This is a genomic window from Streptomyces sp. SAI-127, assembly GCF_029894425.1.
Lineage (GTDB): Bacteria > Actinomycetota > Actinomycetes > Streptomycetales > Streptomycetaceae > Streptomyces.
The window spans coordinates 1-25,400 of sequence record NZ_JARXYJ010000001.1 but is presented as its reverse complement, the minus strand read 5'-3'; the positions used below and the strand labels follow the sequence as shown (position 1 = coordinate 25,400).

At 69.3% G+C, this 25,400-nt stretch carries 20 protein-coding genes and 4 pseudogenes; 16 read left to right on the top strand and 8 right to left on the bottom strand.

Going from position 1 to position 25,400, the window contains the following annotated elements:
• Window positions 1-19 precede the first annotated feature (19 nt).
• The 3 genes from M2157_RS00120 to M2157_RS00110 are packed head-to-tail and all read left to right on the top strand — an operon-like array spanning window position 20 to window position 2,375.
• On the top strand, window positions 20-1,207 hold the full coding sequence (locus tag M2157_RS00120; RefSeq protein WP_280863940.1) for a mandelate racemase/muconate lactonizing enzyme family protein: 1,188 nt from the start codon (window positions 20-22) through the stop codon (window positions 1,205-1,207).
• Complete coding sequence (locus tag M2157_RS00115) at window positions 1,204-1,542, top strand: L-rhamnose mutarotase (RefSeq protein ID WP_280859675.1); 339 nt, start codon at window positions 1,204-1,206, stop codon at window positions 1,540-1,542. Before M2157_RS00120 ends, M2157_RS00115 begins: the two co-directional genes overlap by 4 nt.
• Window positions 1,539-2,375 (top strand): amidohydrolase family protein, encoded by an 837-nt coding sequence (locus M2157_RS00110; RefSeq protein WP_280863939.1) that lies wholly within the window; start codon window positions 1,539-1,541, stop codon window positions 2,373-2,375. The genes M2157_RS00115 and M2157_RS00110 overlap by 4 nt, the downstream gene beginning before the upstream one ends.
• Here the strand turns inward: M2157_RS00110 and M2157_RS00105 are convergent.
• Both M2157_RS00105 and M2157_RS00100 read right to left on the bottom strand, forming a co-directional pair.
• On the bottom strand, window positions 2,360-3,142 hold the full coding sequence (locus tag M2157_RS00105) for a FadR/GntR family transcriptional regulator (protein WP_280859673.1): 783 nt from the start codon (window positions 3,140-3,142) through the stop codon (window positions 2,360-2,362). The genes M2157_RS00110 and M2157_RS00105 overlap by 16 nt on opposite strands.
• Window positions 3,143-3,597: 455 nt before the next feature.
• Entirely contained in the window at window positions 3,598-4,083 is a 486-nt protein-coding gene (locus tag M2157_RS00100) for a MarR family transcriptional regulator (RefSeq protein WP_280859672.1), read from the bottom strand.
• A gap of 81 nt (window positions 4,084-4,164) precedes the next feature.
• Here M2157_RS00100 and M2157_RS00095 point away from each other — a divergent pair, with 81 nt between their 5' ends.
• From M2157_RS00095 to M2157_RS00085, 3 genes and pseudogenes are all read left to right on the top strand, one after another.
• On the top strand, window positions 4,165-5,025 hold the full coding sequence (locus M2157_RS00095; RefSeq protein ID WP_280863938.1) for an NAD(P)H-binding protein: 861 nt from the start codon (window positions 4,165-4,167) through the stop codon (window positions 5,023-5,025).
• A 29-nt stretch (window positions 5,026-5,054) separates the two neighbouring features.
• Window positions 5,055-5,618 (top strand): DUF1772 domain-containing protein, encoded by a 564-nt coding sequence (locus tag M2157_RS00090; protein ID WP_280863937.1) that lies wholly within the window; start codon window positions 5,055-5,057, stop codon window positions 5,616-5,618.
• Between the two features lie 5 nt (window positions 5,619-5,623).
• Window positions 5,624-5,800 (top strand): annotated as a pseudogene (locus tag M2157_RS00085) (alpha/beta hydrolase); the annotation flags it as partial.
• Between the two features lie 169 nt (window positions 5,801-5,969).
• On the opposite strand, the pseudogene M2157_RS00080 reads toward M2157_RS00085, so the two are convergent.
• Window positions 5,970-7,171: pseudogene (locus tag M2157_RS00080) on the bottom strand (IS110 family transposase).
• A gap of 469 nt (window positions 7,172-7,640) precedes the next feature.
• On the opposite strand from M2157_RS00080, the gene M2157_RS00075 reads away from it, so the two are divergent.
• Together M2157_RS00075 and M2157_RS00070 are read left to right on the top strand one after the other, a co-directional pair.
• Window positions 7,641-7,937 (top strand): hypothetical protein, encoded by a 297-nt coding sequence (locus M2157_RS00075; protein ID WP_280863935.1) that lies wholly within the window; start codon window positions 7,641-7,643, stop codon window positions 7,935-7,937.
• 98 nt (window positions 7,938-8,035) lie between these two features.
• Window positions 8,036-10,174: a hypothetical protein gene (locus M2157_RS00070; RefSeq protein ID WP_280863934.1), complete on the top strand. Its 2,139-nt coding sequence runs from the start codon at window positions 8,036-8,038 to the stop codon at window positions 10,172-10,174.
• A gap of 175 nt (window positions 10,175-10,349) precedes the next feature.
• Here the strand turns inward: M2157_RS00070 and M2157_RS00065 are convergent, their stop codons facing one another.
• The gene (locus M2157_RS00065; protein WP_280863932.1) at window positions 10,350-11,618 is read right to left on the bottom strand and encodes an SbcC/MukB-like Walker B domain-containing protein; all 1,269 of its coding nucleotides are present in this window, start codon (window positions 11,616-11,618) and stop codon (window positions 10,350-10,352) included.
• Window positions 11,619-11,664: 46 nt separating this feature from the next.
• Between M2157_RS00065 and M2157_RS00060 the strand changes: the two genes are divergently transcribed.
• On the top strand, window positions 11,665-11,997 hold the full coding sequence (locus M2157_RS00060; RefSeq protein ID WP_280863930.1) for a MarR family transcriptional regulator: 333 nt from the start codon (window positions 11,665-11,667) through the stop codon (window positions 11,995-11,997).
• 162 nt (window positions 11,998-12,159) lie between these two features.
• On the opposite strand, the gene M2157_RS00055 is transcribed toward M2157_RS00060, so the two are convergent.
• Window positions 12,160-13,305 (bottom strand): hypothetical protein, encoded by a 1,146-nt coding sequence (locus tag M2157_RS00055; RefSeq protein ID WP_280863929.1) that lies wholly within the window; start codon window positions 13,303-13,305, stop codon window positions 12,160-12,162.
• 295 nt (window positions 13,306-13,600) lie between these two features.
• Window positions 13,601-14,412: pseudogene (locus M2157_RS00050) on the bottom strand (helix-turn-helix transcriptional regulator).
• 1,015 nt (window positions 14,413-15,427) lie between these two features.
• On the opposite strand from M2157_RS00050, the gene M2157_RS00045 reads away from it, so the two are divergent.
• From M2157_RS00045 to M2157_RS00030, 4 genes are all read left to right on the top strand, one after another.
• A complete protein-coding gene (locus tag M2157_RS00045) occupies window positions 15,428-16,771 on the top strand; it encodes an ATP-binding protein (protein ID WP_280863927.1) in 1,344 nt (447 codons plus the stop codon).
• Window positions 16,772-16,853: 82 nt separating this feature from the next.
• Window positions 16,854-18,677, top strand: a complete 1,824-nt coding sequence (locus tag M2157_RS00040; RefSeq protein ID WP_280863925.1) for a transposase family protein — start codon at window positions 16,854-16,856, stop codon at window positions 18,675-18,677.
• The gene (locus M2157_RS00035; RefSeq protein ID WP_280863924.1) at window positions 18,677-19,420 is read left to right on the top strand and encodes an ATP-binding protein; all 744 of its coding nucleotides are present in this window, start codon (window positions 18,677-18,679) and stop codon (window positions 19,418-19,420) included. Before M2157_RS00040 ends, M2157_RS00035 begins: the two co-directional genes overlap by 1 nt.
• A gap of 13 nt (window positions 19,421-19,433) precedes the next feature.
• Complete coding sequence (locus M2157_RS00030; protein WP_280863922.1) at window positions 19,434-20,303, top strand: hypothetical protein; 870 nt, start codon at window positions 19,434-19,436, stop codon at window positions 20,301-20,303.
• Between the two features lie 302 nt (window positions 20,304-20,605).
• Here M2157_RS00030 and M2157_RS00025 read toward each other — a convergent pair whose 3' ends face one another.
• Window positions 20,606-21,160 carry an XRE family transcriptional regulator gene (locus tag M2157_RS00025; protein ID WP_280863921.1) on the bottom strand — a complete coding sequence of 185 codons (555 nt, stop codon included), beginning with the start codon at window positions 21,158-21,160 and terminating at the stop codon, window positions 20,606-20,608.
• 270 nt (window positions 21,161-21,430) lie between these two features.
• Between M2157_RS00025 and M2157_RS00020 the strand changes: the two genes are divergently transcribed.
• The 3 genes from M2157_RS00020 to M2157_RS00010 are packed head-to-tail and all read left to right on the top strand — an operon-like array spanning window position 21,431 to window position 24,958.
• On the top strand, window positions 21,431-23,650 hold the full coding sequence (locus M2157_RS00020; protein WP_280863920.1) for a helix-turn-helix transcriptional regulator: 2,220 nt from the start codon (window positions 21,431-21,433) through the stop codon (window positions 23,648-23,650).
• Between the two features lie 12 nt (window positions 23,651-23,662).
• Complete coding sequence (locus M2157_RS00015; protein ID WP_280863919.1) at window positions 23,663-24,220, top strand: XRE family transcriptional regulator; 558 nt, start codon at window positions 23,663-23,665, stop codon at window positions 24,218-24,220.
• Between the two features lie 51 nt (window positions 24,221-24,271).
• Window positions 24,272-24,958, top strand: a complete 687-nt coding sequence (locus M2157_RS00010; protein WP_280863918.1) for a hypothetical protein — start codon at window positions 24,272-24,274, stop codon at window positions 24,956-24,958.
• A 92-nt stretch (window positions 24,959-25,050) separates the two neighbouring features.
• Here M2157_RS00010 and M2157_RS00005 read toward each other — a convergent pair.
• Window positions 25,051-25,400, bottom strand: a pseudogene (locus M2157_RS00005) (helicase associated domain-containing protein); the annotation flags it as partial.

Sequence of the window (25,400 nt, the reverse complement as noted above, 5' to 3'; positions counted from 1 at the left end):
ACAAGGAGAACCACCGCCGATGAAGATCACCGGGTACCGCAGCCTGAACACCGTTCACGACTGGGGCAGAATCACCGGGGACGTCAACGGTGTCCAGCCCAGCCACGCCACGCCGGTCCCCGTCCTCATCATCGAGACCGACACCGGCATCGAGGGAATAGGCCTCGGGTCCCACGCCGACATCGCCCGTGTCTTCCCCGCGATCGAGGGCGATGACCCGCGGTCGGTCGTGGCGCTCTACGACCGCATGCTCGACTGGGTCTTCAAGGCCGGTCACTCAGGAGCCACCTTCGGCACCATCGGAGCCGTCGACATGGCCCTCTGGGACATCAAGGCGAAAGCCGCTGACGAGCCGCTCTGGCGGACCCTCGGGGCCCGCGAGCGCTTCGTCCCCGGGTACGCCTCCGGTCTCGAGTACGGCCTGACCGAGGACGAACTCGCCGACCTCTACGGCCGGTTCGCGGATCGCGGATTCAAGGCCGGCAAGCTCAAAGGCGGCCGCGACCTCGACCGCGACCTGCCCCGGCTGGAGATCATGCGCGACATTCTCAGCCGCAACTCCCGCAGGCCGGCGCTCATGTTCGACGCCAACGAGTCGTGGAACCATGCCCAGGCGGCCCGGTATGTCGCGGCCATCGAACAGCGCGTAGACCTCACCTGGGTGGAGGAACCGCTGCGCCGGTGGGATGCGGCAGGCATGGCCGCGCTGCGCGGGAAGGTGCGCGCGGCGATCGCAAGCGGCGAGAACCTGACCGGGCTGGAGCAGTACCGCCCCCTGCTGGACGCCAACGCGGTCGACATCGTGCAGGTCGGCAACGTGTGGGGGATCACCCACTTCCTCCGTGTTGCGACGCTCGCGCACGCCCACGATCTGCCGGTGAGTCCCGTCGCGTACAACGCGAACCCGGTGGCGCATGCAGCCGCCGCCGTGCCGAACCATCTGGCCTTCGAAGTCCAGGATCTTCTCTTCCCCGTCGGTCTCGACGTCGACCAGCAGTTTGACGACGGAGGCATCGTGCTGGGCGATCGCCCAGGTATCGGGATCGTGGTCGACGAGTCCCAGATGTCACCGGCCGGCGCTGCGACGCCCCGGCCCGCGGCGACCGGACCGCACATCCGGCCCGAACGTGCTGCCCTGCGGCTGGTCGCCGAGCCGGACGTGATGGATGCCGATGCCCCGTCGTACCGCGGAGGCCGATCCTCGTGACCCGTCGACCTGAGCGCAGGGCCTTTGTCGTAGGTGTGCGGCCCGACAAGCGCGAGGAGTACCTGGCGCTGCATCGTGCCGTGTGGCCGAGCGTGGAGCGAAAGCTCACCGAATGCAACGTGCGCAACTACAGCATCTTCATCTTCGGCGACATCCTGTTCGCCTACTACGAGTACGTTGGCGAGGATCACGAGGCAGACATGCGGCGGATCGCCGAGGACCCGGCTTCGCAGGAGTGGTGGACGCACACCGATCCGTGTCAGGTGAGGATCGCCGAGGAGCGTGAGCCCGGGGCGCTGTGGCAGCCTGTCGAGGAAGTGTGGCATCTGGCATGAATGCCGGTATTGACGCCCACGTTCACCTGTGGGACCGAGCCGTGAACCCGCAGGACTGGATCGACGCGCGGACCATGGCACCGATCGCCCGCGACTTCGGTGCCGCCGATCTGAGCGAGATGCTGGCCGCGACCGGACTCGACCGTGCCGTGGTCGTGCAGTCGAGCAACAGCCTCGATGAGAGCATCCAGCTCGCCAAGCTCGACTCATCAGCCATCGCCGGCCTCGTCGCGTGGGTCGACCTTGCGGCGGAGGTCGGACCTCAGCTCGACCGGATCCGCAAGAACGCCGCTGTCCCCGTCGTCGGGGTGCGGCATCTTGCCCACATCGACCCGGACCCGGAGTGGATGACGCGCGAGGAGATCAGCGCGGGCCTCGCTGTACTCGAGCGTGAGGAACTCTGCTTCGACCTCGTCGTGCGTCACTGGCAGCTCCCTCAGGCAACCCGCCTGGCCGCGCGTCACAGCGGACTCCGCTTCGTCCTCGATCACCTGGGCGGTCCGCCCGAGCCCGGGCAGGACAGGAGCACGTGGGCATCGCGGCTGCGGGAGCTGGCGCGGCATCCGAACGTCGTCGCGAAGGTCTCGGGACTTACGTCGGGCCTCGCCCCCGGATCATGGCGTGCAGCCGATCTCGCCGCCCCGGTGACGGTCGCCCTGGAATCCTTCGGTCCTGAGCGCCTGCTCTACGGCTCCGACTGGCCGCTGGCTGAGCTCGGCGGGGGTGCCGCACCCTGGAAGTCTGCTCTGGAGGCACTGCTCGACGGGCTGTCCGCCTCGGAACGCACACGTGTATTCGGCGGCAACGCTGTCGACGTCTACTCGCTCTCCTGATCGAGTGCTCGACCGTGCGCCCGTGGTGCGTGGTCGGGCAGCCGACGACGCTCCCACGAGACGTGGATGTGATCATGCATCGCCTTCTGGGCCGCCGCGACGTCCTGCCTTGAGATGGCATCGACGATCGCCGCATGTTCCTTCAGCGTCAGTGCAAACGCATCAGGCGGGTCGATGCCCTGGTAACGGCTGGACTCCACGGCTCGCTTGTACAGATGCTTGGCGATGTTCTCCGCCAGCCGGTTGCCGGAGATCTCCATGAGCGCGTAGTGGAACACCACGTCCGCCTGCCGGAAGGAGTCCGTCTCGGGCACGCTTTCACGCATGGTGGTCAAGGCGTTCTCCAGCCTCCTCAACCCATCTGCGCTGCGAGAACCGGCAACCGCGCCCGCCATCGCCGACTCGAGGCTCGCCCGCACGATCGTCAGCTCGTCAAGGACCCCGAGCGTCTCATCGTTGTCGATCAACGCGGACAGCACCACCGGATCGAGCATGTTCCAGTAGCCCGGCGCCCGCACCTGGGTGCCACGACCCTGGGAGACGATCACCAGGCCCTTCTCCTCGAGCCGCTTCACCGATTCACGCAGCACCGTGCGACTCACACCGAAGTGCTCGCTCAGTGGACCCTCGGGGGGCAGCAACTCGCCTTCCTTCAACTGGCCCGTCACGATGAGGTCGACGAGCTCGGCAACGACTGCAACACCCAAGCGGCCGACGGGCAGGCGTGGCGGGAACAGACGGGTGGCGGGCTGCGACTCGTTTGGCATACGTATGACCTTATCGCTCAATCAATCTTCGGTCGAAGAGGTTCCTGGTCCCGGGTGTATACCGTCTTCCGCGGCCTGTAGCCAGTGCGGCTTTGGCTTGCGCTGCACAGAGGGGCGTAGGGCAGCGCCGCTCATTCCGGCACACGCACCAGGCGGCCCAGATGCGCCCGGTACGCCGACGCCCGCGTTCCGGCTCAACCCGTCGCCACCCGCGGCCGGAGGCCTCGTATGACGGACAGCTGGCGTCCGGCACGAGGACGCGTGGTCTGCATCGGCGAGATTGGTGTAAGGGGTGGCGGCTGGACTGGTGTGTTGAGGGGCGGCTTCGTCCTCGAAGAAGGCAAGGCTCAGCCCGTGGCCGGTGATAGCCGTCCTGAATGCCAGGCACGCTGGCGTCGGCATCCAGCACCCAGCTGCGATCGTCGGCAGGACGCCACCCGGTCAGAGGAAGGGCGTCAGTTGCCGGCCAGTTTCTCGGCGGCGTCTCGCCCGGCGTCGGCTGTACGGCGGAGAAAGTCGGCGAGCCGTTCGAGGTCGGCGTCGTCGTAATCGGCGCAGATCCGCTCCACCGAGGAGTTCATCCCGGCGAAGAGCTCGAGCAGTTCGGCATTGCGGTCGCGCAGGGCTCGGACCAGGAAGGCCCGGCGGTCCGCCGGGTCGCGTTCGCGGGCCACCCAGCCGGCACGTTCGAGCCGGTCGAGGACCCCTGTCGTCGTGGCGGCGTGCAGCCCGGCTCGTCGGGCCAGCGCGGTCGGGCTCAGCGGGCCGTGGGCGTTGATGAGGTCGAGGCAGTCCAGGTCGATGTCCTTGAGTCCGAGGCGCGTGCCGACCCGGCGGTTGAGCAGAGTCAGCTCGGCGCCCAGCTCGCGCAGTCCCTGCTTGACCTCGACCGTGGCCCGGCGTCGACGGTGGGCCGCATCCCCAGATGCTACGGGAACCATAATGTACGCCTCTCAAATTAATATGCTACGGTTCTCGTATATTACGGCACTCGAACGAGGAGCCGGGTCAGGGGGTTCGACATGTTCATGGTGATCGGAGCGACCGGGAGCGTCGGACGGGAAGCGGTCCGCCTCTTGCTTCAGGCCGGTGAGAAGGTGGTGGCGGTCACCCGCGATCCAGCCGCCGCTCTGCCCGATGGTGCGCAGGTGGTGACCGGGGACCCGTCCAGGCCGGACAGCCTCACAGCAGTGCCGGACGGCGTGGAGGCGGTCCTGCTCAGCCCACGCGCAGCCAGTGGAGCCACCGCTGAGCTGCTGGCGCTGGCCGCCGCCCGGGGCGCGCGGCGGGTGGTGGCACTGTCGGCCTCGACGGTGGAGCACCCGGCCGGCCACCGGAAGTTCGCCGACGAGTTCAGGGCGGCGGAAGAAGCGGTCAGGCACTCAGGTCTGCAGTGGACATTCCTGCGGTGCGCCGACTTCGCCGCCAACGCTCTGGCCTGGGCGCCGCAGATCCGCGCGACCGGCGTCGTGCGGGGCGCCTACGGCGACGCCGCGACCTCGCCGATCCATCAGCGCGACATCGCGGAGGTGGCCGTACGGGCACTCGCCGACCGCGAGCACGCCGTGCACGCGGGCCGCGCCTACCTGCTCACCGGCCCACAGTCACTCGACCAGCGGGACAAGGTCCGTCTCATCGGTGAAGCCGTCGGCCGGGACCTGTCCTTCCAGGAACTCGCCCCCGCACAGGTCCGCCAGGCCATGCTCGACCAGGGCCTCGCCGAGGACATCCCCGACCGGCTCCTCGGCTCCCTGTCCGACTATGCGAACAAGCCGGGACCGTCCACGGACACCGTGGAACAACTCCTGGGCCGCCCGGCACTCACCTTCGCCGCCTGGGCCGCAGAGAACAGCGCCGCCTTCACGTCCCCGGTCCGCTCATGAGCCCGCAGCGCCGGAGAAGGCCAACGAACGTGCCGAACAGCCCGGTTGCCAAGATGGCGCGAGGGGCCGGCCTGTGGTTCACGGGCGTCTTCACAGGCTTCCTCGTCGCCGTACTCGTCCTCGAACTGTCCCTGCGGGGCTTCGACCGTCACGTCTACACCCAGGTCCGTCAGGTCGAACTCGATTCGCTGGACAAGCTCGCGGTCCTCACGCTGCTGCCTGCACTGATCACCACAGGATTGCTCGTCGCCGCCACGTTCAGGCAGGGAAGACGCACCTCCTGGTGGATGCTGACGGCCCTCACCCTGCTGGTCGGGATCCTCGCCCTGACCCTCGTGATCAATATGCCCATCAACGCCGACCAGCTCGACTGGAGCGTGCAGGCGCCGCCCGCAGACTGGGCGTCCGTACGGGATCGCTGGCAGATCGCCCACAGCGTGCGGACCGGCGCGGCCGTCCTCGCGTTCGCAGCTCTGATCGCCGACGCGACGAGAACGTCGCACGGCCCCCATCAGGAGACACCGGCTTCACCGCCCCACGAACTCCCGGCCGCACCAGAGGATTCCGCACTGCACCAACGGACGGGAAGGTGATCGGCATGAGGGAGATCGAACTGTCCTGCGGAACAATCGCGTACGAAGACACCGGCGGCGACGGCCCTACGGTCGTGCTCCTGCACGGATGGATGATGGACGCCTCGCTGTGGGACCGGCCGATCGCCGACCTGTCCGCCGACCACCGGTGCGTGGCGCCGACCCTGCCGTTCGTCGCACACCTGGCCGCCGTTGCTGCGCAGTCTGCAGGTGACCCTCAAGCAGTACCTGTCCATGTTCCTGGTGTGCACGGTCCGCGACGCATTCCTCGATGAGGACCATCTGGTGGTGATGGCCCAGTTCCAGCGGAGCGTGGCTCCCTGCCCCGGGGGGGTGCCTCTATGTCTTTCGTCAAGCGAGGCGTGGGGTTCGGGGTTCGTAGAAGGTGCCGTCGCGGAGCATCGCGGACAGCACGTTGATCCGTTGTCGGGCCAGGCGGAGAAGCGCCTGTGTGTGGGTCTTCCCGCGGGCCCGGCATCGGTCGTAGTAGGTGCGGGAGGCGGGATCGTGCAGGGCGGCGAACGCGGAGAGGAACATCGCGCGTTTGAGCTGCCGGTTTCCGCCTCTGGGTGCGTGTTCGCCGTGGATCGAGGTCCCCGACGACTTCGTGGTCGGGGCGAGGCCGGCGTAGGAGGCCAGGTGGGCGGCGGTGGGGAAGCTGGTGCCGTCGCCGACGGTGACCAGCAGTGTAGCGGCGGTCCTGACGCCGACGCCGGGCAGCGACGTCAGGACCTTCGAAAGAGGGTGGTCCTCCAGCAGGGCGCTGATCTGGGCTTCTGTGGCCCGGCGTTGTTCGTGGACGGCGCCGGGCGAGCGGGCCAGGGAGGGGATCACGATGTCGAGGGTGCCGGTGCCCGGGACGACGACGGTCTGCTCGTCGAGTGCCTCGAAGACGTCGTCGATCAGTCGTGTCGCCATGCGCGGGGCCTTGGGGCGGATCACCTCAACCAGCTTGCGGCGTCCGGCCTTTCGCAGTGCGGCCGGGGATCCGAAGCGTTCCAGCAGCCAGGTCACGGCCTGGTGGTCCAGGCGCGGGCCGAGGACCCGCTCGAGGCTGGGGTGGAACTGGGTGAGCAGGCCGCGGATCCGGTTGGAGGTGCGGGTGGCCTCGGCCGCCAGTGCTGGTCGAATCCGACGAGGACGGTCAGCTCGGCGGTGATCTCGTCGGTGAGTTCCAGGGAGCGCAGGGTGTGCGGCATGGTGCGGGTGGCGTCCGCGATCACGGCCGCGTCCTTCGCGTCGGTTTTTGCCTCGCCGGGGTAGAGGTCGGCGATCCGGCGCATCGACAGGCCGGGCAGGTAGGCGACCTTGCAGCCGGTGTCCCGGGCGACCGTGAGCGGGAGGGCGCCGATGGAAGCGGGCTGGTCCACCACGACGAGGACGGTGTCGAACTTGGTCTTGAGCTTCTCGAAGACGTCCCGCAACTTCGGTTCGGTGTTGGGCAGCTGCTTGTCGAAGACCTTCTTGCCGGCCGGGGTGAGCCCGTGCCCGTGGTGGGCGCTCTTGCCGACGTCCAGGCCGAGGAAGACGCCTATGTCGTCGCTGTCGTTCAAGCCGTCCTCCCGAACGGATGTCGTGCGTGCTGGCCTGGGCGTTGGCGTCGTGCGCGCATCCACGTTATGCAGACCTGCCGCCCGCGAGCGGCCGGGCGTTGCACCAGGCCAGGCGGTAGTCGGACCTCTCATCAGCGTCTCCAACGGCGCCGCTCGGGCCCGGTGGCACCACCCCCCAGGTCATCCGTTCGACAGGGGGGACCAGCCATGCCGGGCCCGGAGGCCAGCGGCCCTCTTGCAGGGCCGCGAAGAAGATAACGGGGGGCTTCCTGTTGAGTGCCTGGGAGTTGAGGCCGACCAGAGCTGTCCGTATGCCTGACAGGGCGTCAATTGCGTGCTTTGATATGGCACAGATTCGCTGTATATAACGCGATCTCTGGCCTTGGGGGGATGAAAAATGGCCGATAACGTTACATTCCATAACTACGGCGACAGTTATGGTTCTCAAATCGGCAATGCCGAAGGTGATGTGAACATCTCGATGGCCCGGGACGGGCAGCCCTCGGAGCTGTCCCTCGCGGATCACGTCACCGCCCTCCGCCGGGCCCTGGATGCGGCCCACGCGCAGAGCCAGGTCGACGACGGCACCTACGCGGACGCCCAGCAGGCCCTGGATGAGGCCGCACAGCTCACCGAGCCCGCCGACGAGGAACAGAAGAACGCCTTCATCCGTGCCCTGCGCAAGCTCAAGGGTCTGGTGGAGGACGTGAGCGGACTCGCGGGTGCAGTGGCCAGTCTGATCAGCGTCGTCGCGGGGCGGCGATGACCCCGCTGCCCGGTCCGCCGGACGGCGGAGGGCCGACGTTCAACAATTGGGGCGATTCATGGGGGCCGCAGTTCGGCGTCGTTCACGGCGACGTGTACATGCCTGGCGCCGACGCGCCTCCCGAGGAGCAGTTCAGGGCCGGTGTGCGCGAACTGAACAGCAACAACCGGCTCAGCGCCCTGCAGTACCTTGAGAACGCCTTCGAGGCAGGGCGAACCCCAGCACGCGCCTACTACCTGATGCTGGCGATCCTCAGCGGCCAGTCCTTCGAACTCCTCGGCGAGGAGCACATGGAGCGCCTTCGCCAGGTGGCCGCCTTCACGGACGGGCCGAGTGGGACCACAGGCGGGGACGGGCCCGACGCCTACCGACCGGCCATTCGCATCATCTGCCAGTTGCTGATGCTGCTGAGCCGGCCTCCGGAGGCCGTGGAAGCGGACGGCCAGATCCTCTCCCTGTTCAGCGGTATCGACGCCCTGCCCGCGACCCGGCGGTCAGAGGTGCTGCAGCATCTCCAGATGATCATGTATGGAGCGGCCCGCGACCGGCTGGATGCCTGGGACGCGGCGGAGGTTGCGGAGAAGCGCTGCGCCGGCGATCGCCAGAACAGGGCACTCAAGTTCTTCATCCCCGACCCGGTCGGGCCCAAGCAACGCATAGCGGCCCCTATGGATGTCACCGGTGGCGACCAGGCCGCACTGATGGCCGCCGCGGCTCTGGGCGCACTCGGCCTGATCCTCGCCCTCGCAGTCCTCTTCCGCGGAAGCGTCGGCACAGCCGCCCTCGTCCTGCTGACCTGCGGCCCCGGCGGGGCCGCAGCCGCCCGATACGGCATGGAACGCCGCTGGCTCGGCGAACGCCTGGCGGACGAGAACTGCCGCCACTTCGTCACCCCGCAGGGACCACAGCCATGGCACCCGGCGTGGGGGAACGGCGCCATACCCTTCAACCCGGCCGTCGTCCCCGGCGCCTACCGCATCGCCTGGCCCACCCGGCAATACGAGGATTTCCACGCCCACATCTCCAAGGTCATCGCCCACCACTTCAACCGCCAGTTCCGCGACGGCGAGGGCCTGTCCGCCTGGACTCAGCACTCCACCGGCGTGCGTCTCAGCCTGGCCAACGAGCTCACTATCGCCTACGGCGGCACGAATGGTGTGTCGGGCCTGGAATGGCTCGTAGCGATGCATGCCGAGGGAACCGCCCACGCCTGGCGCAACCGCACTCTCTTCGCCTACCAGCAGCAGCTGAGCGTCCCGCCGCAGATCTCCCTCGCCTTCTGGGCCGGCGTCGTCTCCTTCGGCGTCGGAGCTCTCATCGGCATCGGCGACGTCCTCTCGGTGGACGCTGGCACCGGCTTCTGGGCCATAGCCCTGCTCGTCGTCGCAGGCGTCCTGGCCGGCAGGGCCGGATACACGGTCTTCGCCAAGCGCCGTTCGCACACCGCCGACGTCCAGGCCTTCGGCCTCAGGTACGCGAATGAGCTGCGGGTCTGGCAACAATGGCGCGACTACCTCGCCGACCGCCCCACCGACACCGAGATGGCCAAATGGCTCGATTACGATCTCCGGGCCCTGCGCCGCGAGTCACTCGACCACCACGGCCTCAGCCATCACGACGTTCGCAAGTACTTCTTCGTCACCGAAGCCAACCCCGGTTGCGCCCGGGCCCGCAACCTCTACGGCCCGCCCCGCTACTCCTCGTACATCATCCGCCTCTTCCTGCTCACCGAAGGCGGCGTCCGCCAGCACGAGTGGACCATGGACTTCATCACCGCCCGCCACAACCGGGAAGACCGCAGGGCCTTCCGCTACGACGCCATCGGCTCCGTCGCCGTCACCCAGATCGGCCTCCGCGGCGTCGGCGCACTCCGCAACATCGTGCCCCCCGGCATCGGTGCAGCATCCCGTCCCTCGGACGAATTGATCCTCAGCCAGGCTCTGCGCCTCTCCCTCCTCAACTCCGAGAACCTCGATATCGTCGTCGAGAACTTCCACGACTTCCTCGACCGCCTCTTGGAGAACCCCGAGCAACTCTCCCAACTCGCTCTCGAATCCTCTGGGGTCTCCACCGCCCTCCGCATCCTCGAATCCGTGGCCGCGGAAGGCCGAGGCTGGTTTGCCGCCCAAAGGACTTCCCTGGCACGCCGCCTCCAAGGCGCCAGTCTCCTCATGACCCCGGACGCACGCGGCCTCACGGCCAGTCCCGACGACCTGAACGACGGGAAGCCGCAATGAGTTCGGCGAGCTCGGCCACCATCGCGCCGTGCCCGGACCCGCATGCCCCCGGTGTCTCCGTTCTGGACTGAGTGTGCGGTTGAGCCCGCCTCCGTTGGCGATCCGGCGGCGCAGGGCCGCGCAGAACGCCTCTCCACCCGGGGTACTGGCCCATTGCGCCAGCCCAGGGGGGAGTTCACCCCTTCTCGTCATCGGCCGCGCCCTCTTCGTCGAACGTGTAGTCGCCGTTCTCGGCTTCGGCCTCCTCGTCCTCGGTGAACTCCTCGTCGAGCAGGTCCTCTTCGTCGTCCCAGTCGAGGCCCATGTCCAAGGCGGTGTCCTGGCGCAGGGCGGGGTCCGGCAGGGCGTGCCGCTCCGCGCCGTCCCACAGGATCGGGGTGGTCAGCACACCGGGCAGGCCCGAGTGCCGGAAGAGCTGGTACGTGGCCACTTTGGGGACCTCTTGGTGGAAACCCCATTCGTCGTGGCTGGCCAGGACCACGTCCAGGTCGAGCTGTGTGAGCAGCCCCATGTACCGCCCGCGCATTTTGGTGTCGATGCCGGCGAATGCCTCATCGAGGTAGATGGGGCGGGGCGCGGTCGCTGCCGCGCTCTGGTAGTGAGCAGCCGCGGCGACGAACAAGGGCCGTTGGAGTGCGACGGCCTGTTCACCGCCGGACCCTCGTTGTTGCTTCTGGTCGGTGAGATTGGTCCAGTTCTGGTCGGGGCCGGCCTTGTGACGGATACGGATACGGATGCGGCTCCAGGCCCGGTAGTCGAGGGCATCGCGCAGATGGGTTCGCCAGTCCGCACCGCTCTCGTTGTCCCGGGCGGTCTGCACTCGCTCGACGAGAAAGCGGATGAGCCGCTCGCGCGCGTCCTCGGACAGGTGCTCGCTTGACTGCCCGTCCAGGGAGTCCAAAGCGTCCAGCACGTCCTGGTCCTGGTTCGGGTCGGGTTCCCAGATGAGCTTCATGAGGTGTCCGGAGGACGTGGGCACCTGTTGGAGCAAGGTGTTCATGTGCTCGATGAGACTCTTCGCCCGGGCGCGTCGACGCCGGAGGTGATCACCGAGCCGCCCCAGCAGAACCTCGGTGAACAGTCCGTGCTCCTCGTCGCTCAAGTAGCTGCGACGGGTGTGGATTTCGTTGGCCATGATGTCCTGCGCCTCGGGGACGCTGCGGTACTCGCCGTTGTGCAGGAGAGTGATCAGGAACAGCGTGCCGTCGTATGTGGCGCGAGGCCGCCAGTCCGGTCCGTCGAGTTCGGACTGCAAGAGTCTGAACTGGGTGTCAGTGTCGGTGCGTGCCTCGTTGAGGGCTGCTTCGCTCCAGGGTTCGTCGGCCAGTTGGGACACTGCGGTGCGGGCCTGCGCCTCGACCTCCGTGAGACCGTTGGTGCCGGCGGCGTTCACGCCCGCCAGCTCGAGATAGCCGTAGTCGCCCAGTCGGCGATAGTTCTTCACCGCGTTTTCGTACTGCTCGTCGAGTGCTGTGCACTCCTTCGTTGCAGTGTCGACGGCGCCGATCAGGGTGCCGACCTGTTCGGATATCTGTCAGCAGGCCATCGGCATCCAACTGGCCATCGACCGTACAGTCCTGACCTACCAGATCGATGCACTGGCTGAGGCCGGGCTGGTCGAGCGGATACCCGATCCTGCTGATCGCAGGGCTCGCAAGGTGGTGGTCACTTCAAAGGGTGCCGGAACCTTGCCGCGGTTTGCCCGACGCGTTGCGGAGGTTGAAGTCGAACTGCTTGCTGGTCTGACCTCCCATGAAGCTGATGCCTTCAGGAACCTTGTCTTTCGGCTGGCCGCGTTCAAAGGCTTCAAGAGTGAGAGCTAAGCCATCCCCGAGGATCCCGAGCCCCACCTTCGGCGGGCAGCAGAAGTCACCGATGTTGATGTCGTTCTAGAGACCGCCCGCGACCCCCACTAAGAACACTCGGGGTGCGCTGCGGGCCGCCGACAGGTTGCTGCCTGGGCGGGAGCAGTGCTGAATGCCGGATCAGATGAGTCGCCCGCGGTGGCGGGTGGCGGTGTCCCGGACGAGCTCTGCGAAGCGTTCGCGGCTGCGGTTCTGCTCCAGTTCGGCCCGTGCGTCGTCCCATTCCTCCACGTCATCGCTGTCATCGTGGTCGAGGTTCTCGTACTCACTGTGGAGGAGCCAGCAGCCGTGGATTCCGGTGAGGAGGTCCTCGAGGAGGTCACATGCGGGCCGCTGAGGGTCGAGGGGAGTCAGACGCAGAGCGACGTCGGTGAGGTCGGGTTCTTCCTCGCCGCTGTGCCTGGCGAGTGTCTCGTGCAGGTCATCGAGCTGTTCCCGCAGAGCGGTGGGGTCGGGCAGTACGCCGTCGGTGACCTGCATGGCATGCCGGACAAGGCTGGTCACCGCGTCGTACGGCGAAACGCCGTCGTAGATGAGGCCGAGGACGAGGGTAGGCGACTCGTGGGGCAGCTCCTCGATGTTGTCGGCTTCCAGAACCACGCGGGTTGGGTCGAGCCCGGATGCCTCGCCGGTGACCTCGGCTGCCGCGGCGAGCCAGTGGGCTGCCGCGACCGAGGCCGCCGTCGGATCGATGCCCCGGAACAGATCGTCGGGGCCGAAGGGATCCTGCTGCAGGAGCTGGTCGGCGGCGGCGACCTGCACGGGAGAGGCGTCCTCACGGCTGAGGAGGACAGCCTGCTGGGACCGGCCGCTGAGAGCACCGAGCTCGGCACTCTCCACGGCCGTGAGCTCAACGGCGACTTCAGCGGCAACGCCCTCCACAAGCTGCGGGTCGCCGATGCTGTGCAGGGCACGCCCGACGCGATGAGCGGATTCGAGGAGGCTGCTGTAGGAGACCACCAAAGTGCCACCACTGGGCAGGTTGGGCCGGCTGATCGCGTCTACGACCTCGCTGAACTGCTTGCGCTCCTCCTCACGGCGCCAGCCCTCACTGTTGGGTTCCAGCGAGTCGGCGGCACTGGCGGGATGCGTGTAGGTATGCCATGCGGCGTTGGACAGCTGGGTGAGCGCCCGGGCCAGGGCCAACAGGCTGCCGATGTCGGCACCCGCCGGCGCCGTGGCGACACCGGCGGCCAGGTCACCTGCGCCGGTACCCCAGGTGGCGATCAACTCGTGCCGGTCAGACGCGACACAGTAGCGGGTCATGAAGGTGCTCCTCCGCAGACATTGTCCTGCACAGTGATGTCTCGCTGAGCCTATGAGACGGACCACAGAGCCTGCGGCGGCAGACCGCGCTTTCCGACACCCCCGAGGCTTTCGAGCGTCACTGCACTCGCAGCGTAGTTCTCGCCGATGGATCCGTCCCGACGAGCTGACCGACCAGTTCCGGCCTTGCCACCAGCCACCAACTGCCGCACGGGAGGGGGCACGTTCACTCTGCCCTCGTGCACTGGGGAACTGGACTGCGGACAGACCTCTCTTCCCCGCGCGTGGGGATACCTCAGGAGGCGACGGCAAGGCCGCGCAGCAGGTCTCGGCTGCTTTCCGGTGCCGGGCTGTTCCGCTGCAGCTCCTGGTGGATCTCCGTGTACTGAGCGACGTCTGCAGGCTTGTCCAGGTATAGGGCGTTGGTGAGCTGCTCCACGTACACGACGTCCGACAGATCGCCCTGCGAGAAGCTGAACATGGTGAACGGCCCGGCCCCGACCGGATGTCCCATCGAGTGGAACGGCATGATCTGCAGCCGCACGTTGGGCCTCTCGGACGCGTCGATCAGATACTGCATTTGCCGGCGCATCACCGCATGGTGGCCGTAGGTACGCCGCAGCGCCGATTCATCGAGGACGACGTGCAGTTCGCAGGCATCATCTGCAACGAGGGCGTCCTGGCGCTCCAGACGCAGTGCCACCCGGCGCTCCACCTCTGCCTGACTCGCCCGCGGTGCGTACTGCCGGCAACTTCATAGGCGCGGATCAGCGAGGCTGCGCCCTCCAGCCTTAGGTAGGTAGACGACCAGCCGGGGAAGACCTCGGAGTACTGCTGCCACCAGCCCGGGGTGTTGGCCTCTTCGGCCAGGGACAAGATCGCTGTCCGGGCCTGCTCGTCCGTGATGCCGTACAGCGTCAGCAGGTTCTCGACGTCCCGCCTCTTGAAACTGACCCGGCCCAGCTCCATCCGGCTCATCTTCGTTTCGGACACGCGGGCGGAATGACCAGCCCTCTGGAGCGTGATCCCACGCTCCAGACGCAGCTTCCTCAGCTGCGAACCACGTTGAATGCGCCGCACGACCGGACCTGGCCTTCCGGGACGCATGTCGCCGGGGGCGCTCAAGACATACAGGGCCCGGGAGGTTACGGAGCGGATCCGGGACGAGCTCCGGGTGAGCACGCTGCGGCGGCTGGAGAAGAGCGAGGAGGCCGAGACTGAGGCCGACGCTGTCTACGACGCATTCCTGCGGTGTGAGTGGGCGCGTTGGTGGCATTGGGTGGGTGTCAGCGGGATGGGATGCTCGGTGCCTGGTCATGGGGGGTGGTTGCGGCCGGGTCTGCTGTCATGGGGTGACCAAGTGGCTGCTTTTTTCCGGCGAGTGTGGGGTAGGTCGGCTGTCGTGGGGGTGGCTGTTCCTGTGGTGTGAGGGACAACCGCAGTGACGCTCGCGAGACTTGGACTCGGCAGTGGGTGGGCGAGGGAGTTCCGATGAGGACGCCTGACGGGCTGGATGAGTTTCGTTGGCGGTGGATGCTTCTTCGCCGTCCGAGGACTGAGTGGTTTTTTCTGCTGCACGCCGCGACGGGGCCTGCTGGGTTCCAGGATATTCGTGTCTACGGGCGTGACGGGATATCGGATGCGCGGCTGGTGTGGAAGGTGTGTCATCAGTGCGAGCGGGGTGTCATTTCGAAGATCTCGCTCTCTCCGGATGTGCAGCGGCAAGGTCTCGGTACGCGCCTTGTCGGCAGGGCACTTCTGGACGGTCCGGGGTATCGCTGGTCGACCAGTAGCCAGTCCCCGGATGGGCGGGCGTTCTTCCGGGCGATGGCGGCTCGCACCGGCGGCGAGTTCGTGGCGGGGGCCCGAACGTGCGAGCACATCCTGGAGAGTCGGCCCGGGCGCCATAAGCCGGTACTGGACCGGCGCCTCCATCGGGCGCGTCGCTGACGGCCGGCGTTCGGGGTGCTGGCAGTGGTTCACGGGGCCGGGTCGTGGAAGTGGTTGCTGTCATGGGGTGACCGGGTGGCTGTCACGGTGTGGTTAGCAGGTTGCGGGCCGGCTGTGTTGGGTTTGCCTGTTTTTGTGTGGGTGGGTGGCCGGGGCGGGTGGGGTTGGCCGTGTGACGGTTTTGCAGGCCCCGGTGGGGGAGGCGGTGTCGGGTCCGGCGGGTTCGGCGGAGGCTGGCCGGGTGGTGCGGTCGGTGGTGGTGCGGCGGCTGCTGGCGGTGGAACGTGAGGGCGGTTTGTCGGCGTTGCATGTGCGGATCGCGGCGGGGTTGGCGGGGGTGTCGGAGCGGACGGTGTGGCGGTGGCTGGCCGAGGGGCGGGTGGAGGCGCGGCCGCGGCGGGGCGGGTTCACGGTGGGCGACCCGTTGTGGGAGGTGCTCACCCAGGTCGGCGGGAACGTCGCCGAGTTGCGCCGCAGGATGCTCCGGGCACAGGAGGAGGGCGTGCTGGAGCGGTGGGGGGCGGAGTTGGTGCCGTCCCTGGCGACGCTGCACCGTGCGATCAAGGGCGAGCTGAGGGCGGGCCGGGTGCTTCAGGTCGCCCGCACGGCGTCGGGCCGGGTGGAGCCGAGCCGGTACGACCGGGCCCTGGCCGAACTCGGCTTCACAGATGGTGCGAACGGCCCGCCGGTCGTGGACGGCCCGGACGCCTTGCCGTCGGATACCGATGGTGAGGAACGGCCCGGCGCGGTGAAGACCGCTTCGCGGGCCCGGGTGTCGGGTGGGGTGCGTCTGTATGCGCCGGGGGCGCGGCTGGTGTCCACGCGGCAGGTGGCCCAGGTGGTGGAGGCGGTGGGGCACACGGTTGCCGCGCGGGGGATCGGCTGCGTGTACGGGGACACGGGGCTGGGGAAGACGGTCGCGGTCGAGCAGGCTCTGCATCTGCTGCCTGGCCGGGTGCCGGTGTGGCGGGCGGTGGTGGGGGTCAGGCCCGGGCTGCCGCAGGTGCGGGCCGCGTTGTGCGAGGCGCTGGGGCTGCCGTCGGGGTCCTTGACCCATCGTGCCGGTCCGGCTGACCAGGCGCTGGCGGAGGCGCTGGCCGAGCCGGGTGTGCTGTTCCTTGACGACGCGCAGCGTTTGTCGCCGCCGGTGCTGGACTACCTGCGCCAGCTGTGGGATTCGCCGGGTTGTGCGGCTGCCCTGGTGCTGTGCGGGGCGGGCAGTGAGCGGGCGCTGGCCCGGGCCGCGGCGATGCGTTCCAGGGTCCTGACCTGGCATCAGGTCAGCCGTCTCGACACGGAGGATGTGCCGCGGACGCTGGGTCTGTTTCACCCGGTGTGGGAGGACGCTGATCCGGCCGACCTGGGGCGGGCGGATGAGCAGACTGCCCGCGGTAACTTCCGTACCTGGGCGAAGATCACCTCGCATGTCTGTGCGGCCCGGGGCCGCGACCCTGGTGCGGGCGTGGATCGGGATGCGATCGGCCAGGCCTGCGCCCGGCTCGGTCCGTACTCATGACGGCCCCTCTTACGCGCCCGGGGCACACCGGTTCCGGCGGCGGAGCACCTCATCCCGTTCGGCGCGGAGGTGAAGCGGCGCGATGACGGACAACGGACCGCGGGACACCCATGGCGGCCGCGGCGTTGACGCGGGAGGGCAGTGGCTGCCACCGCCGGGGGATCCGGCGGGTGTGCTCGGGAAGCAGTCGCTGGTTGCGCTGCGGGCGCCCGCGGTGCGGCGCCTGCTGGCGTTGCGGGCCCGGGGCGGTCTTTCGCGGCAGCATGTGCGGCTGGCGGGGGAGTGCCTGGGGGCGTCGGAGCGCACGGTATGGCGGTGGCTGGCCGAGGCGTCCCGGAGTCCGGCGGCGGCTGCGCATCCCGGAGCCCGCCGCACCGGCCGGTTCGAGATCACCGCGGAGATCCGGGTGCTGCTGGCGTACTGGCACGGCAACGCCTCCGCAGTCCACCGCCAGCTCGTGGAGCGCGCCGCGGCCGAGGCCGGGGGCGTACGCGCGCAGACGTCCGGTACTGCCGCGCCCGTCCCGCCGGACCCGGTGGCTGTTCCGGGTGGGGCAGCCCTGTCGCAGGTGCCGCTGCTGGATCCGGTCCCGTCGCTGTCGACGTTCCTGCGCGCGCTGCGCCGTGATCTGACGGCGGGGGAGCGCGCCGGTCTCGCCATCGGAGCGGAGGCAGCACGCGCCCATGACGTGTTCGGCAAGCGGCCGCCGTCATGGCGCAACTACGCCTGGGAGACCGACCACGTCCAGGCCCCGCTGCTGGTCGACGCCGACGGCGACCTGGTGCGCCCGTGGATCACCTGGTTCATCGACACCGCCACCAAGGTCATCACCGGCACCGCTGTCACTCCGGGCCATCCCTCCCGCGCGTCGGTGCTGGCCGCCTTGCGTGCCGCAGTGGTGCGGGATGAGCCCTACGGCCCGGCCGGGGGAGTGCCGGAGCTGGTGAGGGTGGACCGGGGCAAGGATTTCCTGTCGGCGGCCGTCACCACGGCGCTCGGCGCGATGGGCGTGACGGTCAAGGACCTGCCTGCCTACAGCCCGCATCTGAAAGGCACGGTGGAGAGCCTCAACCGGGCTGCGGACCGGATGCTGTTCGCCGCCCTGCCCGGCTACACCGCCGGGCCCACCGGGCCCCGCGCGCAGCGGCGCGGTCGTACTGCGGGGGCGGTGTCCGCCCTGTCGTTCCAGGACTTCACCGCGGAGGTCCTGGCGTGGACGAACTGGTGGAACATCGCGCACCGCCCGAAAGCCCTGTCGGGCCGTACGCCGCTGGAGGCGTGGCAGGCCGATCCGACCCCTGTCACCGACATCCCCGCCGCCGACCTGTGGGCCTTCACTCTCGAGGACGACGGCCGGCTGCGGAAGCTGACCAGCCACGGCGTGAGCTGGCGCGGCCGCACCTACACCGCCGCGTGGATGACCGGCCAGGCCGGCCGCCAGGTCCGCGTGCGCTACATGCCGCACCACGACCACGAGATCGAGGTCTGCGACGCCCGAGGCCGACACCTCGGCCCGGCGCACCTCGCGGACGCAGCCACTCCCGAGCAGTTGCAGGCGCTGCGCGAGGCACGTGCGGAGCGCGCCCGGCGCCTGCGCGCCGACGTGAAGGCCGCCGAACGCCTGCGCCGCCAGCGATTCGCCCCCACCACCAGTGCGGAGCCCGCCCAGCGGCTGGGAGCCGTCACGGCCGCCCAGGTAGAGCGTGAACTCGCCGCCGCCGACTACACCGACGTCGCACGGCTGGCACTGCCCGACCTGATCCCGCCCGCCCCGCCTCCGGCGCACTGGCGCACTCCGCCCGCCCTTGCGGCCGGCACAGCGACGCCCCCGCCCGCCTCCGCTCCAGCAGACCCGCCAGGGGACGTTGCGCCGGAGACCGGCTCCCGACCCGCAGGAGACGCCTGATGACCGCGGCCTCCTACCAGTACGTCGACCTGCCCGACGCGGCCGTCGTCACCACCCGGGCCCTGCTCACCGCGCGGGAGAACATCACCGACACCGTCGCCGCACGCGCCATGATGTGCATCCACGGCGGTGCCGGCCACGGCAAGACGCTCGCGGTCAACACCTGCCTGCACGAACTCGAACCCGCAGAGGATGTCCGACGGGTCACCTTCCGTGCCCGCCCCACCGCCCGGGCCGTGCGCTACGAGCTGTTCACCGCGCTCGACCTGCCCGGTGAACCACCCCGCCATCCCAGCGAGTTCGACCGCCTGCTGAAAACCTCCCTGGCCGAACACCCCCGCACCTTCCTCGTCGACGAGGCCCAGTGGCTCAACGGAGAAGCGTTCGAATACTTCCGCTACCTGTGGGACGAGCCCGCCACCCGCTTCGCGGTCGTCTTCGTCGGCGGCGAGGGCTGCCACACCGTGCTGCGCCGCGAACCGATGCTCTCCTCCCGCATCTTCATCTGGCAGCACTTCACCCGCCTCACCCCAGATGAAGTCCAGCAGGTCATCCCCCTGTTCCATCCGGTGTGGGCCGACGCCGACCCCGACGACATCGCTTTCGCCGACAGCCACGCCGCCCATGGCAACTTTCGCGCCTGGGCCCAGTTGACCGCCCACACCCGTACCGCGCTCGCCCGCACCGGCCGGCCCCGGGCCGACCGGGAACTGCTGCGCTGGGCCTTCAGCCGCCTCGCCTGACCACCACGCCGCCATGCCGCCCACCATGCCACCGTGCGTCGCCGTGGTCCTCGACCCGGGCGACGATGCGATCCACACGCACACGGCCCTGGCCGCCCACCATCCGCCCTCCGGGCGGATCACCCTGCACCCCGGCCCGGGCAGCACCAGCGAGACCGGCCTCGCCCACGACCTTCTGGCCGCTCTGGGCAAGCCGCCCCTGCTCCCGGGGCGTTTCCCCGCCGGCCGTCAGCCCGCCTGGGAAGCCGCCACCGCCTGGATCACGGCCCTGCCCGTCACCCGGCTGACCGTCCTGCGCGCCCACCGCCTCACCGCCCGCCGCACGATGCGCCTCCTGCAGATGCGCACCCTCACCGGCATCCACCTGACCCTGGTCTGCCACCGCCCCCATCTGCCCGCCGCCCTGCACCAGGCGCTGCAGACGGCCGACTACGCCGTCATCGCCGACTTCCAGGCCGCCCGCCGTCACTACTACGGCACACCCGCTCCCGTACCCCCGCCTGCGGACGAGGCCGCCCGGCCGGCAGACCGGTGGCTCACTCTGCCCGTGCTGGAGCGCCTGGTCTCCTACGACAGCCCCGCCCCATGTACCGGCCCGTGCACGCCGCCGCCGATCGTCTTCCGGCACCGCCCGCCACCCGCACCCCTCACCCAGCAGACAGTCCGGGAGATCGCCCGACGCCTGGCCACCGTGACCGCCCACCCCCGCTGGCCGCCGCCCTCACCGCCGCGTCATTCACAGGCGCCTCCTTCCAGCAACTCGCCACCGCCCGCCCCGGCGACTACGACGACGCGGCGGCCAGCCTGGCCCTGCACGACCGCGCCCGCTACACCGACGGCTGCGCCACCTACAGCGTGCCGCCGTGGGCACGCACCTTCCTGAAGGCTGCCGTGTGCTTCGCCCGGCTCGCCCCCGGCCCAGGACCAGCACCTGCTGGCCGGCCCCCACGACCGCACCCACCTGCTGCGCGTGGCCGAAGCAGCGAGGCTTCGCCCGCCACAACCGCCCGCCGGCCAGCGCACCGGCCGTATCCAGTGGGACTGGCGCGAACGCAAGGAAGCACAGCGCTACGACACGATGCTGACCCGGCACCAGACCCCACCTTCGCCCTGAGCCCAGCCCCCGACACCCAGGGCCGGCAAGGGAAAGACGGCGCCGCGCGGCACAGCGAGCCAGGGGCGTGGTCAGTCGATGGAGAAATCGGCGAACTCCACGTCAGTGAAGGCGATCCCGAGACCGTGGGCGCGCCGGCCTCCGTCCCGGAAGTAGGCATGTCCCAGAGCACGGGCGAGGATCACCATCTGCTGCTGCTCGCCTCCGCCGGCGTCCCGGGCGGCGAACAGCTCGCGGGCCACTTCTCCCGACAGGTACTGGGTGATCAGCCGTACCCGCGGATCGTCCGAGGAGCCTGCCGGAGCGGCGAAACCGAACCGCGCCCTGGTGTGGAAGACAAACCCGTCGGCCTCGGCCCGGGCCCGTCGGCGGGAGCGCACCAGGGGCTGCCACCGTGCCCTGACGGCCTCATCGATCAACCCCGCATGCACAGCACTGGGACGGCGGCGCATTCCCGGCCGGGTGGTGACCCACCGCTGTACCGTGCGCTGGGAGATCCCCAGGAGGACGGCCACGTTCTTCGTGGAGCTCTTCTCCGCCTTGAGCAGGAAGCGCACAGCGGCATCCTTCGTAGGCACGGGACGGGTCAGCAACGCTCGTTCGAGCCCTTTGACGATCTCACCCATGCCCGCCCCCGAGCGTTCTGCCGCCGCGATGACTGGTGCACGGCGGCCGTCTGCTCTCCCAGATCTCTCACACCAAGCCGCTCCCCCCGGCCAGTTCAGGCATAGCCAGGACACCACCGCGGGCCCCCGGCTAAAGAGCCTGCAGCAACCCAAGCCTGCGGACGCCTTTCAGGGAACAACCGTGAACCCCCAACCGCCATTTACGCCATCCGTACGCGGTTCGTACGCGAAACATGCGCTTCACGCTAGGGTTGGGGCAGGAGGTGCTGCATGTCCGAGCTGTTCGACGCCGTCGACGCGCTCATCGCGTCCCGCTCCCCGCTGCCGCCCCCGGCGGAACGCAAACGGCTGCGCCAGGCGCACGGGCTGACGCTGGACGAGGTGGCCGCCGCACTGCAGGTGCGGCGGGCGACGGTCAGCGGCTGGGAGGCCGGCAAGACCGAGCCGCGGCCGCCGGAGCGCGACGCATACGCGCGCATGCTCAAGCAACTCGCCCAGCTCTACCCCGCCAACGCCCCGGTGCCCGCTGAGGACACGGCGGTCCCCGAGACGCCTGCCCTCCCAGCGGCTCCTGCGCCAACGGGAACTGAACCGGCCCAAGCCCGCACCGAACCCACAGGCCCGATCCCAGAGCGTGTATCCGAGGACACCGCACTGCGCCCCGCCGCTGTGCCGCATCCGGCGGCAACGACCAGGCCGACGTCACGTCGGCAGCCCGCGCGTAAGACCGCCCCCGCCGGCACCCCAGCCGATGGCGCCGATGCACGGTTCGAGAACGGGCCGCTTGCGGTCGTCGGCGTCGCCGACGGTCAGGTGCTGGCGTACTGCACCGGCGGGCTGGTCCTGGACGTGCCCGCCAAGTCGATTCCGTCCCTGGTGGACTGGACGCTCACGGAGGCGAAGCTCGGGGCGCCGAAGCTGTCCGGCCCGGGCAAGGACGCCGACCCGCTGCTCGTGCTCACCCCGTCCGCACTGGAGCGCTACGGCCTGCCGGCCGCCCTCACGGAGGAGGAGCGGCTCACCGGGCGGATCCCCGAGGGCCACAAGGTCATCAAGCAGCTGGCCCGTGCGGAGTGGAAGCTGACCAAGCGCGGGTTCGGGCCGTGGGCGCGGATCTACCGCCCCGCGCAGGGTTCGGAGCGGGCCTGCGTGCAGTTGTGCATCCCGTCGTGGAACGCCTTGGATACCCGGCACTGGGGCGAGGCCGGGCAGCTGCCGCCGGCGCAACTCGCGCGCGTGCTGGGCGTGTACGCATCGCGGGTGATGACGCCGCGCGGATCGACCGCGGTGACCGGCCTGGAGCTGATGACTGCTCTGCACCCACCGACCCGTGCCTCCGAACCGGACGCGACGGGCAAGCGGCACTCCGAGCACAACCCCGGCTCGCTGGGCAAGGATCCGGTGGACTGCGCGCCGTGCGAGGCCCCCGACGGCCACCCGCTTCTCAAGGACCTGCCCCGGTTCCACGTCCGCGGCCCGGGGGAGAAGCTGTTCGAGGAGGCGTACGACTGGGCGCGGCCGATGACCGATGCCGAGTGCACGCTGCGGCACCTGGTCGGCATCGACGTGAACATGGCCTTCGCCGCCGGCGCCAACGGCCTGGTCGTCGGCATCGGTGCGCCCACCCACGTCAAGGCGCCGGTGTTCGACGCGAAGCTGCCCGGCTCGTGGCTGGTCGACCTCTCCCATGTGGACCTGTCCCGGGTGAAGGTCGGCAAGGACACGTGGGCGGACCTGGACGCGAGTCTGCTGCCCAGCCCGTTCACACCGAAGGGCGAGCAACCGGAGGGTCCGGCCTGGTACGCGACGCCGACCGTGGCGTACGCGGTGGAGCTCGGCTACGACGTCGTGCCGCTCGAGGCGTACGTCCGTTACGAGAACGGCCGTTACCTGGACGGCTGGTACAACCGGCTGCGCGACGCCTACCTCGCCACGATGGCCGACCTCGGTGTCGACGCCGACCTGTCGCCGGCCGACTTCCTCGCCGCGATGGACGGCTACCGCGGCCGTGACCCGGAGCTGGCGATCGTCGTCTCCGCGATCAAGGCGACGGTGAAAGGCGGCCTGGGCAAGCTGCGCGAGCGGCCCCGGGGTGAGGGCTGGCGTCCGGGCGAGCCGTGGCGTGCGCTGTCCCGCCCGACGTGGCGGCCGGACATCCGCGCGGCGGTCATCTCCCGCACCCGGATCAACCTGCACCGCAAGATCGTCAAGCACGCCAGCTTCACCGGCCAGTACCCGATCGCGGTCCTGTCCGACTGCGTCGTCTACGCCGCCAACGGCACCTCGCCGCTGGACTTCCTGCCCTACCGGGACGGCAAGCCGCTGCCCGGCGGCTTCAAGCTCGGCATCAACCCCGGCCTGGTCAAGCACGAGGGCACCCAGAGCGTCCTGTGGGGCGAAGAGGTCCGCGAGCGGTTCAACGCCCCCGAGCTCAACCTCGCCCGGTACATCAAGGACGGCACCGTCACCGACGCCGACAACGGAGAATAGGAGAAGGCGACGATGAGCCTGTTCGGGGACGGCCTGGAAGCCGCAGTGCAGAAGGCGTTCACCCGCCCGGCACCCAAGAGCGCGGGCGCGCAGATGCGGTACCTGGTCAAGCAGCTCAAAAGCACCAAGGCGGTCGCCCAGATGCTGCGCATCTCGCAGCGCACCGTCGAGCGGTACGTGAAGGACCAGATCAAGAAGCCCCGCCCGGACCTCGCCGCGCGACTGGAGCGCGAGGTGAAGAAGCGCTGGCAGCCACAGATTAGGGCCAAGGCCCGGCAGAAGGCGGCGACCACCGGCGGCATCGTCGTCGACACCCGCGCCCGCCTCGGCTACACCGCGCCGATCGGGTCGACGGACCAGGACCGCATCCGGCACCTGACCGTCGCCCTGCCGCCCCGCTACGCCGCCCGACTCTTCAACGCCCAAGAGGCCGGCGCCACCGACCAGCAGCTGAAGGAGATCGCCGCCGAAGCGCTCAAGGAGGTCTACTTCCAGGACGGCGGCCGCCGCGCGGGAAGCCTGGAGGAGGTCCGGTTCACGGACATCGAGCACCTCGAGTTCGACCTGTAGATCTCGAACAACCCAGGCGACTCCGTGCGGTGCGCTGGATAGGTTGCTTTGATGAAGCTGCCTGCGTACTGGATGACGCGTCCCGCTGCACCCTCGGACCGCACAACGTTGGCATCCTTCGACCGACTGCTGGAGCAAGCGCTCGCGAACGGTCCCGATGAGCCCATCGACTACCGGATCGAGGCGCCGAAATGGCAGTTCCTCTGCCGTGCCGCAGACCGCGGCAGACTGCTGTTGCACGGCTCGGGCGATCCGGCGATCAGCCGCTTCGAGCCCCGGCAGCCGAACGACAGCAGCGAGTTCGGCAACCGTCGCGCGGTCTTCGCCGCCGGCGACGGGCTCTGGCCGATGTACTACGCGATCCTGGACCGGGACCACCACCCGATGTCGTTGATCAATGGCTGCGCCCGCCTCGACAACGGCAGCGAGCGGCTCGGCGAGCCGCACTACTACTTCTCCATCAGCGCGCGGGCGCTGAAGCAGCAGCCCTGGCGTCCCGGCACGGTGTACCTGCTGCCCGCCGACACCTTCGAGCTGCAGCCGCGGATGCGGGTCGGCGATGTCTTGGTGCAGCCGGCCCAATGGGCAAGTCCCGTACCAGTGGCCCCTGTCGCCAAACTGGCCGTGCAGCCGGAAGACTTCCCGTTCCTGGACCAGATCCGCGGCCATGACGATGAGCGGGTCAGGACCCGTGCCGCCACGGACCCGGATGGCTTCCCCTGGCATGACGAGGCGTGACGCGAGCGCCGTGGCGGCTGAAAAAGCGCGGCCCCGATATCGTGTCCCGGGGGCCCTGCGCGATCCGGCGCAACAGCCGGGCGGTGTCGGCGTCACGCCCATTCCATGCCGAGTTCTCGTAGTGCGTCGAGCTGTTCCTCGGTGAGCTTGTCCCGCCTGGCACGGGTGTTCGATGTCCATACGCCGAGCTTGATGACCACCGGTTCGGTTTCGCCGTCGACCGTGATCTCTTCAGTGTGTCCGCGCGGTACAGGCCGGTGGGGGCGCCTTCCCGTTCGACCCACTGGGCGAGGGCTGCCAGGCCGCGTTGGAAGGCCTGCTGCGCCTTGCCCGGGCCCTTCGTCGCACGTGTGGCCGCAGGGGCCGGAGACGGTGTCTGGACGGGCTTGATTAGCCCAGGTTTGGTCAGCCGTTCCTGCTGTTCGGTGGACAGCTGCTTCCA

Coding starts and splice junctions, on each gene's coding strand:
- M2157_RS00120 (WP_280863940.1), top strand. CDS start 20: ATGAAGATCACCGGGTACCGCAGCCTGAACACCGTTCACGACTGGGGC.
- M2157_RS00110 (WP_280863939.1), top strand. CDS start 1,539: ATGAATGCCGGTATTGACGCCCACGTTCACCTGTGGGACCGAGCCGTG.
- M2157_RS00105 (WP_280859673.1), bottom strand. CDS start 3,142: ATGCCAAACGAGTCGCAGCCCGCCACCCGTCTGTTCCCGCCACGCCTG.
- M2157_RS00100 (WP_280859672.1), bottom strand. CDS start 4,083: ATGGTTCCCGTAGCATCTGGGGATGCGGCCCACCGTCGACGCCGGGCC.
- M2157_RS00095 (WP_280863938.1), top strand. CDS start 4,165: ATGTTCATGGTGATCGGAGCGACCGGGAGCGTCGGACGGGAAGCGGTC.
- M2157_RS00070 (WP_280863934.1), top strand. CDS start 8,036: ATGCCTGGCGCCGACGCGCCTCCCGAGGAGCAGTTCAGGGCCGGTGTG.
- M2157_RS00055 (WP_280863929.1), bottom strand. CDS start 13,305: ATGACCCGCTACTGTGTCGCGTCTGACCGGCACGAGTTGATCGCCACC.
- M2157_RS00040 (WP_280863925.1), top strand. CDS start 16,854: ATGACGGACAACGGACCGCGGGACACCCATGGCGGCCGCGGCGTTGAC.
- M2157_RS00035 (WP_280863924.1), top strand. CDS start 18,677: ATGACCGCGGCCTCCTACCAGTACGTCGACCTGCCCGACGCGGCCGTC.
- M2157_RS00030 (WP_280863922.1), top strand. CDS start 19,434: ATGCCGCCCACCATGCCACCGTGCGTCGCCGTGGTCCTCGACCCGGGC.
- M2157_RS00025 (WP_280863921.1), bottom strand. CDS start 21,160: ATGGGTGAGATCGTCAAAGGGCTCGAACGAGCGTTGCTGACCCGTCCC.
- M2157_RS00020 (WP_280863920.1), top strand. CDS start 21,431: ATGTCCGAGCTGTTCGACGCCGTCGACGCGCTCATCGCGTCCCGCTCC.
- M2157_RS00015 (WP_280863919.1), top strand. CDS start 23,663: ATGAGCCTGTTCGGGGACGGCCTGGAAGCCGCAGTGCAGAAGGCGTTC.
- M2157_RS00010 (WP_280863918.1), top strand. CDS start 24,272: ATGAAGCTGCCTGCGTACTGGATGACGCGTCCCGCTGCACCCTCGGAC.